This window comes from Legionella fallonii LLAP-10 (assembly GCF_000953135.1).
GTDB lineage: Bacteria > Pseudomonadota > Gammaproteobacteria > Legionellales > Legionellaceae > Legionella > Legionella fallonii.
The window spans coordinates 1,585,124-1,600,402 of sequence record NZ_LN614827.1 but is presented as its reverse complement, the minus strand read 5'-3'; the positions used below and the strand labels follow the sequence as shown (position 1 = coordinate 1,600,402).

Genomic DNA, 15,279 nt, shown 5'->3' with positions numbered 1-15,279 from the left:
ACATTTTTTATTTTATTTTCGTAGCCCATTAGAAATTGATTTCGCAAAACTCTTAAACGACTCAACTTTATTCTGCTCCTTTGGGTCATCATTTCGTACAAAAAAAACTTCCCGATTGGTTGTAAAATGAGATTGCTCAGGTATCACTTCTTTTCCAGCTGAATTAAGAAAAACAACTTTATTTATGGCTGTGAAAATAGGTTTCCAGGCCTTTTTTTGCTCCAAGGTCATTTTGTTGAATTCATCATTACTGATATAAAGTGTTTGCAAATGAGTTAATGAATCGTTTAGATTATTAATTTCCTTAACAGCTAATTGATCGATGGCATTATCACTAATATTTAAAGAGGTGATATTTTTAGGTAATTTTCTAATTACTTTAATTTTACCGCCTAAATTATTGTTGCTTATATCAAGATGCTCTAAGTTACCAGGAAAAGCCAAACACAGTGTTTGTAGTTCTTCTTCACTATTCCTATCCAATTTGTTGTAACTCATATTCAATGATTTTAAGCCTATAAGCACAGCAACAGCACTCCTGGTTTGCTCATTATCTTTATAACCTAAATTATTAGAATTCAGATCCAATGAAACGACTTGAGTTGAGGCAAAACCTTTTAATCCAATAGCCAGATCTTTTTGAACATCAAGGTCATTAAAGCTTAAATCCATATGAGTAGCGTGCTTGAATGATGAGAAAATAGATGCTGCGTCTTCTCCTGCTTTTTTACCTAAACCATTTCCACGTAAAGTTACAAATTTTATCTTGTCATTCAAGTTTTCGAATGCTGTTTGCGATTCGCTACTCGCTCTTATACCAAAATTATTCCATTTCATATCAAGATGCGTTGTGTTTTTGTTGATTCTGAAAATAGTACGAATTAACTCATCACCGCTTACATTAGTTAATCCAGAAAGAGTGGTTTCTTGGGTAAGTTCATTAAAATAAGGCATATTAAACTCCTCCATTAAGGTCATTTACAAATTTTAGGTAAGACGATAGGTATCAATAAGATAACAACATGATCACCAAATTGGTTTGATTTAGATCAAGAAATGATTCGTTTTTGTAAAAAAATGAAGTTCTATTTGTAGATATAACCCTCAAGAAACTCATGAAATCCTGACGCACCCCAAGATGAACTAAATTAGTTGCTCAGTTTGGTGAACTAGAGCAATAAAGGGAAGGAGCAGATAATAGCTTGAGTTACTGCCACAGATAAGTCATCAGCTCTTGTTGTGTGTCTGACAGCTCCTCGATGGTTTTCTCCAATGCACTAACTTCTTTGTCAGTTTTGCTGAAGAAAGAGTATGTTTTGGTAATGAACTGATAACCAGTACTCAGTAAAATTGGAGATATCCCCAAAAAACTCTTACCAAGAGGTATCATCATTAAAGAATGTTCCCCATCCGAATGCTGTTTCAACGGAGGGAACGCGGCAGCTGTTGCTGTATTACATTCTTGCTTAAACTGTGTCGGACTGCTAAAAAATGTGTGCTGATAGCTGTTAGTTATTTTTTCACACAGTTTTTTTGTTACATCCGCAGCGTCTTTTTTTCCTTGCAGACGTAACGCAGTTTCATTAACCTCCATTTTTTTTAAGTGCTCCTTAAAATTCTCTTTCAAAATATCCAGGGATTGCGTTTTTTTGACGAGCTTATCAGCAGCACTCGCTACTCTTTTCTTATAATCCTGCAACTCGGCGTTATTTTGAGGTACGGGAACCCGTCTTAAGTAGGCTGCAATATTATCAACCATAAAACTGTTTATTTCGACAAACATCTCATTGGGCATCTTGGTATTTAAATAAGGATACGTCGGATTTATTTCTGGCATCTTCGTAATTCGGGAAACTTCGTCCTCTATGATTTTTTTGATTTTTTGCATCAACTCACTGGATATTACCTTATCTTGCAAACTCTTGGGCAATGAATGAAAAATCCTCCATCTTTCTCGCTGATCATCTGCGAATATCGCGATCGCATCCACTTGGCATTTTTTTAATTCTTCAGAATCAATAAAAAGTGTCGAATTCACAAGAGTAATCGTTTTTATGTTACATCCCAAAAATGCGTTACAATGAATCTCCGTACGCCCGCCCTCGAAAATAACGTTTTCTATATTGGTGCATCCAGAAAAGGCACACTCACCAATATATTCAACCCTCTTGGAAAGGGTAACATTTGTTAGCAAATTGCTACATGTCATAAATACTTCGAAATATGAACCTATGCTTTTGACACTTTCTGGAACATCAAAAAAACCATCTTCTTTGATATCTTCAGGAAAAACCTTCGACAGAATCTTACCATCACGCAATAATATCATCTTTACACCTTGTCCCCCTATGGTTAAACAACAATAGGAGGTGGATTTACATTACAACAATTTGACTCTATTTTAATCTACTGACACTCTTTCAGTCAATGTCTAAGGGTTGTATCAACATAGTCATCTAATGAATGAAACACACGAATTATCAATAGAGCCGTAAAGAGAGGTTTTTATTTTTTTTGAGGTTTATCAATAAGCAAACCAACACAATATAAGCCAGTTAGAATCGTGATAGCACAACCTAATCCGGGCCATAATGAAAAATGTTCGCTCAATAAAATAAAATAAAGAGAACAAATAAAAAAAATAACAAATAAGCTCCCCGCTATCCATTTTGAGAGTTTGCTAATAGGTGGATCATAAGTAGCGATCTCTTTGATATCCTGCATTGAGACACTAGGGTTAGCAGCACTATTCCATTCAGGTGGTTTGTAGAAAATCTTGATTCTATTCAAAAAGCCTTTAGTGTTTAAAGCACGCTTAATTAATAGGCTATAGACTTGGGTAATCGTTTTTATAGGACACCAGCTGTTTAATGGATGCAACGTGCCATATATTGGTTTTTCGGTTTCCTCCTGATAGGTTCCAAACAGCCTATCCCAAATGATTAGGATAGCGCCATAGTTTTTATTGATGTATTTTTCATTAACTCCATGATGAACTCGATGATTCGAGGGCGTTGATATTAATTGCTCCAATATGCCAAGTTTACCAATATGTTCTGTATGAATCCAAAATTGATAATACAAAACAACAATACCAGACAGAGCAAATAAATCAGGAGGAACCCCTAGTAATGGCAAGGGAATATAAAAAACAAATCCCGGAAGCATATAAAAAGTTTCTTGCCTCAGGCTGGTTGTAAAATTAAAAGACTGGCTTTGATGATGGACTACATGAGCAGCCCATAATAGAGCAACCCGGTGGCTGGCTCGATGTAACCAATAATCACAAAAATCATAAAAAATTACCGCAGAGATAATGCCATACCATGTGTACCAAAAGTGGGTAATATGTAAATGGGGAGTTGATTGATAAATAATAATAAATATACCAAGAGTGAAGAACTGTCTAGATATCGCGTCAAAAAGCTGGGACAACAACCCCTGACTCAGAGAGCTAATGGAGTCATTTAATCGATAGTTATTTTTATTTTTAATTACTCCATACCCATACTCTAAGCCAATCAATATAAAAAAAATAAGAATGCCTATAAGTAAAATACCACCATCATTAGGCATTGAATAATAATCTGAATTTTTTACCAGCTTTTTTAAGGAAGAGACCACATCGCGTTGAACCTCTGAAAAACTTAATATCTGATTTATAAATTGACTATTAAGAATAGATAAAGATGATATCGAAACGAACATTTGAAATAATTGCATCATACAACACCTACTCGTGTATTAGGGATTGAATACTTATAATGGCACTACTAATGAATATCCTTTCTACATTATAGATGTATTATTTCGCTTATGAGACGCCAGAGTGAATCGAATGATTAGTTTCTTTAATTAAGAACTATAGGTCAGGATGTTTTACCACTAGCATTAGAAAAATCGCGTCCTATCATGAAAAAAATATTGTGGCAAGAAATTTATCAATTGAAACTGCACGTAATTACGAATAAAATATTATTTAAACAGAATATGATTGAAACGATATCTAGTAAAATGAGTGTTCCTAGTCAGCAAGAATTACTTTATCAATTAATGACAAGTGAAGAGCGTTATCAAAATTTTATGAATGCTACTTCAGACGCCATTTTTGTGCATAACTTAAAGGGACAAATCCTGGATGTTAATAATGTAGCATGCTCCTCTTTAGGTTATACTCGTCAAGAACTAATTAATTCATATGCTTGGGAAATAGAAATTGCCATTACTCAAGAAACAATTAAACAAAATACATTAAATCTCGCTAATGGACCAATTAATCTAGAAGGCATTCATAGAAGAAAAGATGGAACAACCTTTCCTGTTGATGTTAGATTAAGCATATTTCGTTCTATGGGTGAGCAATTCGTATTAGCTATCGTTAGAGATATATCAGAGCAGAAACGTGCGGAAACAACCATCAGAAAATTAACCAGCGCTTTAGATCAAAGTCCAGTACTAATTATAATTACTGATAAGGCAGGAACAATTGACTATGTAAATAAACGAGTTATTGAGAAAACAGGTTATGATTATCATGAAGTCGTAGGTCAAAGCTTGCCAATTTTACACTCAGAAAAAAACTACATGGAAAGTTATAAATCTATTTTGGAAGGAGTAACTGAGGGAAATGAATGGCGTGGAACATTGCAAATCAAAAGTAAAAGCGGCGAATATCTTCAGCTATCAGCAATTTTTTCGCCACTACTCGATGAAAATAATAAAGAAATCACTCATTATTTACACTCACTATTTAACTGTAGCATTTGATTTTTATTAATTAATGCTTCTTTATAAATATTATTACCTATAAATACTAGTAGAAGATCGATTTTATAAATACTGAGTTTCCCTTCCCTTTATTGCTCTAGCTCACCAAACTGAACCAACTAATTTAGTTCATCTTTTACCGAACTTGGTTAAAAGAAAGCGCATTAATCTAAGTGCAGGATTTTAGAGAGTAAGTCTCGTATATTCACAGAGTTATCCACAGAAAATGGGGATAAGTTGGAGCTTATTTGATGTCACGCAAAGTGTAACAATTCATATAGGACAAGGGGTTTTATAAAAAATAAACATAAAATCAGAAAGGCATCTGGAGGAAGATAGAAAGATATCCACAAGAAAGAATATGATGGATAAATTTATGTGGATTGGTATCATAACAAAAAAATTATAAAAAAACAGTCTTGACTTAAACTTTTTTTAACTTTAGTTGATGAACATCATCCTTATATTGAAGATGAACAAGAAAAAAACATAAACAATAGGTGGTACAAAAAAGAGGTTCACTTTAAAGAGAAGTGATGAAGGAGAAATTCTAGTGAAACATCGTGCTTGTGCACAGCTACAACACATTATGAACCATCTTAGCCCTTGTGAGACATCCTGTCTATTGAAGCTGTGCCAAACGATTACATTATAGAGTTATTACTAGAATTAATGTAAGGAGCGAGTTGCTCGTTACAATGTAAGATATTTCTTGTTTTTTGAAAATGTGACAACATCAATGCTATCAATTTGGGAGATGTGAGTTCACAGTCCCATTTGGCAACTGGCTAAATTGTTCACAAAGCACTCATCATTAATATGAGCTAAAAATTTTTATCCTCTCATATTTGCATTGCAAATTCACGCCATCATGCGCTCCCACTAGATACTGGAGCTAATTGATATCGTCAATAAATATTTTCAACATCTTTACCACACTTGGTTAAAAGAAGATTTATCTCTTTTGGAATAGGATTTTAGTAATTAACCATGGTGTATTCACAGAGTTATCCACAGAAAATGGGGATAAGTTTGTGTTTATCTAATGTCAATTAAATTGCAATAATCCATATAAAATAAGGAGTCTTCTAAAAAAGCTGTCTAAGCTCAAGATGGTATCTGAGGAAAAAGTATAAGGATATCCACAAGTAGTACTTTGATGGATAGATTTAAGCGGACAGTTATCATAACAAAAAAATTATAAAAAAACAGTCTTGACTTATATTTCTTTAATCTTTTAAAAAATTAACTGCTGTATATCACACTATATGGGTAATTCAGTATATAAAATTATTTGTCAAAATCGGTCAAACCCAGACCACTCCGTGAGCTGAGATAGAGGAACTTAACAAATCATAGTTTAACATGCCCAGAAAAGACTATTTTGTATTGCAACGATTAAACAGCAAGTTATGAAAAATTGAATTTCCCATAATCCCCTATCTTTTCTTTTTCTTCTTTTTCTGGCTGCTGTTTCTTTTCACCCTCTTTTTCTTTACCCTTGTTGCTTGTCAGTACAGAATTTTCATCGCGTTCTTTCCTTTTTCTTTGGTTTTCTGAAAAGAATAGATCAGGTGATTGGACCTCGAGTTTTCTTGATTTTGAGGGTTGGTAACTCTCAAGAATCTCTAGTAAATGATGCAAAGTAGGTCTTTGTGGCACATTCTCAAATTCGGCTAAATTTACAGCATAAAGAAATAGATCAACTAATTGCTCGACTAGGTTAGGTTCATAACCCATAGTCGTTGCAATATCGATAAAATCCTCTCGTGTATAGTCCTGTACTTCTTCTTCGGTAAAGCGTTTATGAACCGCATCAGAAAGAATATCACGTCCTATATAGCGAATAGAGTTTTGTGTTGCAAAAACAATAAATCCAGGCTTTTGAGCGCGATTTCCTTCCAAATCAGTACCCGACATAAATGAATTCAGCAGGTCCTCTATAAAAGGAAGAGTATTCAATTCATCAATTATCAGTGGAGTTCCCTCATGAAATGCTTTGGTGAATATACGAAGCATCTCATCATGATCGCTGCTTGTAATATGATAATAATGACGTTTTTGAGGATCGGTATCATCATTACCATCTACAAATCCCAAGTATTCTAATGCCTCAATGATTATTTTACTTTTACCGTTAGTCGTAGTGCCCTCTTGAAGTAGTCCTGAAATCCCATAGGCATTGACTGTCTTCATTGAGCTAATGCGTATCGCATCATAAATCAAGCGTAACGTATTTCTACGTGATGGAACTAATACGTAGTCATTGGATTTAAAATCAAGACGTTCACTTAAATACTGTTCACAAGCTTTTAAATGTTCTTGCTCTTCTGCACTCCAAATAGCTAGTCCTTCTCTGTCCTTTTGCTTGGTACAGCCATTTAACTCATCATTAATAGCTAAATCCATGATTTGTTTTATAGTAAATCGTTCATCTATATCGTGCTGTTGTGCATGAGCGATAAACCGCAAAACCATCATTTGCAAATTCCTTGGAGTTAATGGCGGTTTAGGGAATAACTTGTTAATGCGCCTGTATTCACCTAGCAAATGAGTCATAATTCGCTGATGAGTTTCATCACTTACATTAGGGGCATTAGGAAAGAGGCTTACAAAAACAGGTTTTAAAACATCTTCCAATAAATAATCATCGCGAAGATCTTTAGACTGCAACACATTTCCATGACGGGAAAAAAAATCATGCTGTCTTCTATGGGCATAATTGACAAAGTTACCTGCAAAAATAATTCTATGATTGGCGTCAATGGGGCAATATACACCATTTACTACAATATAAGGCTTATCATTAAATATGTTTTCGAAAATATCATAAGCACCATTTTCCTTTAAGTTAGCCTCATCAAGAAATAAAATCCCTCCCTCCTCAGTGAATTTCTTAATGTTTTCAAGACCAACATGCATCGTGAATGAACCACCTATATGACGCTCCATAAAATTTAGTAATTGTGTAAGAATCATTGTGCTTTTTGCGGTTCCGGACTCGCCCACAATAAAGGCATAATAAGAATAGGCTAAATGATCGCATAGCTTAGCCATCCTCTTGTCTTTTGACTTTTCAAATCCGCTGAATTTCCCGTTTTTTTGAGTAAAATATTTTCTGCTAATTTGTATTGCTTCGTCGGAATCCTTAAATATACGGAGCAAAGGCAGGAAGGGATTTGAATCTGGATGATGAAACAAATGCGTCATCATGGTTTTTAATTGGATATAAGTAAAATTAATTTTCGTCTTCTGTTGTATTTCTTTGCAAGCTTCCTTTAGTTGCTGAACTTCAGATTGATGCTCATGAAATACCTCCTTTAACTTATCCCAACGCTCCTCTTGCATGACGTCAAATCGTTCAGCACTAAAATATGGAAATGATTTTTTATCATCAGTAATAATAATTAACTCACCAGATAACTTCTGAAACTGTCCATTAATATAGAGGTAAGGATTTTCCGAAAACAAGGATTCTAGATGCTGTGCAAACTCTTTAGACATCCTTCCCTTTAAAATAACCCGTTTACCTTTTTCGTCACGTTCATTACTAAGAAGATTTTGTAAAATATAGCCGTAGCGCACACTAAATTTTAAGCTATCATCATCGGGGTAAAAAGATTCAAATAATTCACTGTACTTACTCGCTTCGGTGACATGATAAACCACATCCTCTTGTTCATGATCCATTTGATGTTCAAAAGTAAAATCAACATCATTGGTTAAAATAAGTCTTACTGCATTGTTCTGACGATTTTTTTCTTTCCCTTTTCCCTCCTTATTTAAGCTTTGTTGTGCTCTATCATGCATGGCATCAGGAATACAAATATCAGAAGGAACTATAAACTGTAGGCGCACATTATATTTTGTAGCTGTGTCTAAAAACTCAGCCCAGGAGTTTTTTGGGATATCCTCCGTAACCAAGATGGTCATATGACCATCTCGGCCACTCGCTTGAGCAAGCCAACCAGGCCTTTCCTGAAAAAGATGAGTACGAGGATCGCAATAATAAGTTTTAAAGAATAAATTCCAAGTCGTGTGATTGAGAGGATAATGCCAAAAGGAACTATTTTCTGCATGTAAAGAAGTAATGCTATAGCGTGCCTCAAATCCATAAGGAGCGTTATAATATTCTATGTAAAATGGTTGGGGTAAAAAATAGGATGCCCCATTGTGATATAGTCTTCCTGTATTACAAAGGTTGATTAAAAAATCTCTAAATGCTCTTAAATGAAAGGGAGCATTGTCAATGCATAAGCCTGGAGCTCCTGAGCTAATTGCTTCAATTAAAGGGCCTTGATCTAAAAACAAGTATTCACCGTCAATGTGCATCTCACCCTTCAACGTTTCTACTGCATTGACATTTTCATAAAGATGTACAGCAGAATCAAGACTAGTTAATGCATGTTCAGCATCATAAGGCCGTACACATAAATTATAGAGATCCCCTTCTGGGAATGACGGCATGGTTTCTACTAAATCTACTCGCCTATAGAGCTCACTTCCTATATTGGACAAAGACTCTTTATCTATAGCCATAACTAATCTTAAGCCCTGAGGAAGCGGATGAGTCCCTAAATGTCCTTCTGCCAGGCGAATAAACCATAAATAATGAGTACCAATATGACTCATATTAACGCAAAAAGCATCGTCTTTCGTACAAGAAGTAGCAAACTTGACTACTTGGCTTGGTATTTTTTTATATCCATCTCCAGTAATCATTACCGAAGAAGTAGAGTAACTGTCATAGCCGGATAGATAATAATATTGTTGTTGTCTTTTCAGACTTATATAGCGCGCAAGACGTGCATTAAATAATTCAAGTTGATGGCTGTCTTCACAAATAACCAGAATATTCCGCCGCTTATCACTTAACCCATCAGCTTTTTGCATTAGCCAACTCACATATTCATCAATAGTAAGTTTTTGCTCCTTTGGTAATCCTTGTTTTCTCCAGCTAATGAAAGGATTATTTTTACCAAGATCAGATTGCGACTCTAGTTTCTGCTGTTGGAGAACCTTGAGTGATACTTCCCTCGCTGGTTCAGACAATTCCATTTCTTCGTCTTCCTCCCTATAGGAAGGTTTTACCAAATTCAAATTCAATGGAAAACCGCCGGGATCCATATGATAAATAGTCCCGTTTATATTTGCCTCAAGGTACGTATGTATATCATTTACCCAAATAAGACACTCTCTCACTCCCAATAGTCTCATATCTAGATAAAGAGGGCTTGTTTTTAATTCACAGCGCCCTAGTTTCTGCCACTTGATTGCATTAATTAGCTCTATATCATTAGCGAATTCTCCCTGTAATTTCCCTGGTTTGAAGCCACTATCAGGAAGTGTCGGATGTCCATCATAAAAAGACAACAGTGCTCCCGCCCTCGCTAAAGGATCTAGACTCATTAATGTATCAACAGCATGCTGAGAATATTCATGACTTATGTATTCACCATCAGGAGAATACAATAAGGAGTGAATACATCTATCTATATGCTCAGTATATTCATTAAAATTTTTTTCAATTTTTGGTAATAGTTTAACGCTAAAAATATGGATAACAGAAACCGCCGCCTCTTCAGACGGTGCTTGTAATCGTATGTAAAATTTTTTTATTTCATCACTGAAGCCTATTTCCACCGGCGCATCAACTTGCAAATATCTTAAATCTTCATAGGGAGAGCAGGAAGTAAGCCCCCTCCATTTGTTATTTAGAACATAATGTCTTTCTGCTAGATAAAGGCGAGGATCATCGGCAGCCTCTTCTTCATATAATTCTTTTGCATTATCGATTAATTTATAACTGACATAGGATTTAATATCAGTAGGGATATACTCATTAATAGTAACCGAACCATTGTTAATTTCTGTAATTAAAAAAGGAGACTCTCGGTAATCGCGAGGATGAATATTAATCCCTCCTGGATGGGGAACAATGTATTCCATTACATCTCGAGGATCTTGAGAGGGTAATTCGGTATCTGTATCAAGTCTAAATGTTGGTGGTGGAACAGGTTGTATGGTGCGTCTAGGTGCCTTTTTTGTATGCGAAAAAAGCACTGAAATAATATTAGTACTTAAATGTTCCTTTTTACTAAATAGTTGAGGCAGCGGTGTCGAGTATTGACGCGCCGACTCCCTACTATTTAGTTCGCGCCCAGTACCAATCAGTTTCTGCAAATTCTTATTATTAAAATATAAATCCACTAAGTCATCTATGCTAATTCGAGTAAAATCAAGATTAACCTCAAGTAAATGGGTTGAGCTTATAGCCTTAACCATGTCAGGACTGATGATATATGGCTTTGAATGATCATCATTTATAGAAAAATCATACTCTATGTTAGCTACTTCTAACCGCGTAAATTTTTTCATTAATTTTTCTAGTATTTCCTGGGAAATATTCACCTTATTAATGGTGAAAGTCTCAAGCATAGCCAAGCAATCCCCTTCAAATAAAGACTGAGCACTATCTCCCAAAACAGTACTATTCATAATAGATAAATAATTTAATTGGGGAAATAACTGCAATAATTGGTCAAGATGAAAAGCATTTATTTGAGTTTCTTTTAGCTGTAGATGCTGTACATTAAAATTGTTGATGGATTCAGAGGGTAAACCATCAATAAAACTAACATTGGTAAGATTGAGCTTTCTTAATGAAGGAGCCCCCATAAGAAGTTGAGAGAAATCTCCCATTGTCATAGAGCATCCTGTTATATGCAAAGAGCTTAGAGCAGGAGATTGATATTCAAATGGTTGTAACGAACTTACATTTAACTTTAAGTGAACCAGCTTAGGGCAAGCATCAAGCAGTAATGAAAACTGCTCACCTGTCATTATTAAGCTTTTTCTTGTTATTTTTAGTGTTTCTAATTTCCCCAATAATTCTTTATTTTGAATAAGAATGTCGGCTGTTAAATTATTTTCTCCTGTAATTTTTAATTTTTGTACGTTTTGGTGATTCTTTAAAAATGAAATTAATTCGTCCTCAGAAGCAGTAGTATTTTTTATATTAAGATTACGTAGATTAATAAACTGAAAAACATTGACCGACACTGAACTAATATTATTCATTTCGAGGGTGTTTACCAAATGCATGTATGGCCGTAAATAAAATAATTCAGCACTCGATAGCTCATCATCATAAATGAGATGGATAGATTTTAAATTTTCCAGATCCTGAAAATGACGTAATTGGGCAATATTGGAGTCATGGTCATGTTGCAAATATCCATTAAGAATCCCGAATTTAATGGATTCAATAGCACTGTGTAGAATCTCTTCTTCTATGACTAATCCATCATCATGCGGTTCTCTGGCATGAATATTTTTTATAATAATCCTTTCAGGAAAAGCACGGACTAAAGTTGTAATAAATAATCCTGAACAATCTCTATCTGAACCCGCTTTCTCATAATCAGCAATAATAGTTTCTCTACCCAAAAAACTGACTATTAACAGATTAATTTTATCTTTTTTATCTCTTGAGTGTTCATTATTTACCAAATAGTCAAAAACATCGTTCATGTCGAGAGGAGTATGTTGAACAGTTTCTGCTTTCATGATGGAGATTAGCTCGCGCATTTTAAAATAATCTAAAATGACGTACTGCTTAGCAAGTAAAGGAACCTCTAATTGGGCTGCTGCCTCTGTTACTGTTCCAGCATCTATTACCTCAATATCACCTCTCTTGCTTATCAACTGACTTACTGAAGTAATCTGCTCTAATTTGCCGGTCCAAACATAAATAGCGAAACCTTCTTTAAACAAGTCACAGAGTAATAGCTTCATATCACCTGTCAGAACTTGATCTTTTTTAATTGACCAGTCTGTTATGATTAATGAGCACTTTTCAAGCGAACTTCCTAATGCATTTTTTCTCCTATGTTCTTCAAAACCAGCTAAGAACCGCTCTAAATCAATAGGATACGCAGGATCAGCCGTATAAGTCTCAACGATTCTATTTTTTTCATAGAAGAGCTTCATTTTTTGGAGCATTAGGAACGTCAACATCACTATCTCGTAATAGACAGACATTTGGACATTAATGTTAAGTTTACTACATTTCGCACTTATTATGTTATTACTGCATCATTAACGGCATCTTATGATATGGCTCTACACGTGGTCTTTGTGAATAATTTGGACTTCCTTGGGCAAAAATTCCTTCTGCTATGTGGTTTAATGTTCCTTATTTATCATTTTATTAACTCTAGTGTCGAATTCCAGAGAATAAGGGATTTAATTATTTCTTAATGAGTCTGTGTTATTCTTTAGCCAAGTTAGCATAATTGATACAATTTGTCCGTGAAAAGAAAAGCAGAAAAAATGAGAGTAATTTGGTCCGATGATGAACCGAGTACATTACAAAAATTTAACTACCTTAACCACAAATGGGAAGACTCTTTTTCTATAATGGTAAGCGATTTCGATAGGATTGTAGAGGAGCAGCAACAACAAAATAAAACTTCAACAGCACCACCTTTCAAAGAGCCCCTCCCTCAGCATCCAATTTTAGGGCAACAGCATTTTAAGCAACAACCACCTACAAAACGCAGTAAAATAGAAGAGCCTATCTCTAGCATCCCATCAGCGCCAAGCCAAGTATTTCCATTTACCCCAAGTGAAATAGCCAACCTATTCGCTACCCCAGACGAATTAATACAACCCCCTATATACTGGACTCCCCTACCTGCATCATCAACTGATACATTCCAGAAACCAGAACACCTAGCAGAATCAATGGAACAAGGTGAAGGATATTGGTGTGGAGACAAATATAATTCTGCTTTTGGAGGCTATCCTTTTCAAAAAATTTTCTCTGAGGTTATAGAGATAAGTGACGATGAGGAGACGGACCTTTTATCGCCATTAACAGATGAAAAATCTCTTGATGCTGCCGGAGAAAAAGAAGATGAGCAACCAAAAATAGCCACTAAAAGTACAGACAACGCCTCTGCTACAACAAAACATTCATTTTTTTCATCCAAGCAGAAAGGAAAAGAGAAGGTCAAAGACTGTCCTGAATATGAAGAAAAAATGAAACTAATGGAAGAACTGGGCATTGATAATATGACACCAGAGGATTATATCCCCACTGATTTAGATAAGCCCAATCTGGTTTATGTAGGTAAAGTAGATTTACTAAAAAATTTTGGCGGACGAGGCTTATTTGCTAAACAAGATATTCCTGCTAACACCTGTATTGGAGTCTATACTGGAGAGCGTTTTGCATCCAAAGAAGAATTTGACACCTACCTTAGTGAACATCCTGATAAAAATAATAACTATGCAATGAATGTGGGTAAAAAGGTTGTAGATGCGGCTGTTAAGGGAAATTTTACTCGTTATGCTAATTTTTCTGATAGCCAAGAAAATGCCTTTTATCAGTTAGATATTGTAAATGAAAAAACAGTAGTAACTATAATTACAAACAGAGCCATTAAAAAAGACGAGCAAATTCTTGTCAATTATAATGAATACAAACCTGAAATATCTGAGAGTTATTGTTTTTTAAATCCAGAAGATGGTTGTCACTCCGCACAAGAGTTACACTGTAATAATGGGCAACATTATAGTTTATTACCAATAGACTCCCCAATAGAGTTATTGAAACTTGAAAAAGATGAGTGTCTCTATGCAGCATCTATAGGCAAACTGGTTTTTGCAAATAAGCCTCTGCCGAAAAAAATAACCTGTCCAGTCGATCTTCTCTTTCTTAGAACAAATTCACAACATGACATTCTTGATTTTGATAAAGCGGATACATTTACTCCATTAATGCTCGCTTGCTATAAAGGGCAATTAGCTAATGTACAAACGCTCATGAAACATAAAGCGAATGTCAATCGTCAACAACACAGTACAGGAAACTGTCCGTTATTTTTTGCATTAGCAGGCTATGCTGAGCAAACAAGTGCTAGTAAAAAAGCACTTTATTTAAAGATACTAACTCATTTGATAGACCATGGAGCTAATATACTCACCCATGATAGACACGATATGACTTTTATCCATAAAGCGATTGCAACACTCTCAACTGAGGATTTTAAAAGTCTGGTATCTTTTTTACACAAAAAACACCGTAAAAACTTTACGCGTTCCTTTGATTATATCACTGTAGATGATTTCGATAATGTTTTATATTGTCTTAGTATTAAATCACTAGATAAGGCGGAGATTTTACTCAATCAGTATCCTAAGTCATTCAAAGAAAATTGTAACCGAAAGAATAAAGAGGAAACGATTTGGTACGTTGAGGCATTCCAAAAAATAATCCAAGATTATAATGAAAGCGAGAAAGAAATGCTTCTAGTGCTACTCAACAAGTATAATGCTCCAGCTGAATTAATCGATATGCTAAACGTCACGCAAACACGACAAAATAGCCCTATATTCTAATGGTATAAAGGCCATGTTACATTTCGGAAATAACGCCAGGTAATATAGAAAAATGCACCTCCTATAAACGCCAGTGCGATAAGCTGTGGTCACACAGTAACGCTA

The 15,279-nt window shown here is 35.0% G+C and carries 6 protein-coding genes; 2 read left to right on the top strand and 4 right to left on the bottom strand.

Annotation, left to right across the window (positions count from 1 at the left end; genetic code table 11):
- Window positions 1-12: 12 nt before the first annotated feature.
- From LFA_RS06505 to LFA_RS06495, 3 genes are all read right to left on the bottom strand, one after another.
- Window positions 13-954: a leucine-rich repeat domain-containing protein gene (locus LFA_RS06505; protein ID WP_045095464.1), complete on the bottom strand. Its 942-nt coding sequence runs from the start codon at window positions 952-954 to the stop codon at window positions 13-15.
- A gap of 253 nt (window positions 955-1,207) precedes the next feature.
- On the bottom strand, window positions 1,208-2,329 hold the full coding sequence (locus LFA_RS06500) for a leucine-rich repeat domain-containing protein (protein ID WP_045095463.1): 1,122 nt from the start codon (window positions 2,327-2,329) through the stop codon (window positions 1,208-1,210).
- A 176-nt stretch (window positions 2,330-2,505) separates the two neighbouring features.
- Complete coding sequence (locus tag LFA_RS06495; RefSeq protein ID WP_084602130.1) at window positions 2,506-3,726, bottom strand: sterol desaturase family protein; 1,221 nt, start codon at window positions 3,724-3,726, stop codon at window positions 2,506-2,508.
- A gap of 186 nt (window positions 3,727-3,912) precedes the next feature.
- On the opposite strand from LFA_RS06495, the gene LFA_RS06490 reads away from it, so the two are divergent.
- Complete coding sequence (locus LFA_RS06490; RefSeq protein WP_045095462.1) at window positions 3,913-4,767, top strand: PAS domain-containing protein; 855 nt, start codon at window positions 3,913-3,915, stop codon at window positions 4,765-4,767.
- 1,410 nt (window positions 4,768-6,177) lie between these two features.
- Here the strand turns inward: LFA_RS06490 and LFA_RS06485 are convergent.
- A complete protein-coding gene (locus LFA_RS06485; RefSeq protein WP_045095461.1) occupies window positions 6,178-12,786 on the bottom strand; it encodes a hypothetical protein in 6,609 nt (2,202 codons plus the stop codon).
- Between the two features lie 315 nt (window positions 12,787-13,101).
- Between LFA_RS06485 and ankI the strand changes: the two genes are divergently transcribed.
- Window positions 13,102-15,174, top strand: a complete 2,073-nt coding sequence (gene ankI, locus LFA_RS06480; protein ID WP_052673878.1) for a Dot/Icm T4SS effector AnkI/LegAS4 — start codon at window positions 13,102-13,104, stop codon at window positions 15,172-15,174.
- Window positions 15,175-15,279 lie beyond the last annotated feature (105 nt).